This window comes from Pseudomonas sp. Pseusp88, assembly GCF_047303955.1.
In the GTDB taxonomy this organism is placed as follows: Bacteria; Pseudomonadota; Gammaproteobacteria; order Pseudomonadales; family Pseudomonadaceae; genus Aquipseudomonas.
The window spans coordinates 1-398 of sequence record NZ_JBGLYM010000106.1; the positions used below are offsets into that span (position 1 = coordinate 1).

Here is a 398-nt window from a genome sequence, read left to right on the forward strand (position 1 = left end):
GTCTTGAAAGGAAATTGCGCATGACGAATCACTTCATGATCGTGTCGATAATGCAGCTCCAGATGTTCAAATGGGCGCGTTACGTAAGTGCCATTCGCTTTCTGTTCGGCCTTTTCCTTTTCGAACTTTTCTCCGTAGCGCATTTTTTCGGGACTTGGATCTTGCATGATGTTGTCCGGGAGCACCTCCTGGGTATTACCCCAGGGTAGCCGGGTCCCTATCAATTTAAAGAGTAACTTGCGCGGCAAGGCGTCAGGCTGCTCGGGAATCCGATCCGGATGGTAGGCCTCTGGCGCGTAGTAAGACTGTGATTCGACCGGGGTAGACATTACTGCGCCTTATGGGTGAGTTCGTCGGCCCAGAACGGCCGATGGGTTGTGGTGAAGTCGGCCCTGGCG

General features: G+C 53.5%; 1 pseudogene. It reads right to left on the minus strand.

Features of this window, described 5'->3' with window-relative positions:
- Positions 1 to 329: pseudogene (locus tag ACCD02_RS32670) on the minus strand (hypothetical protein); the annotation flags it as partial.
- Between the last annotated feature and the right edge of the window lie 69 nt (positions 330 to 398).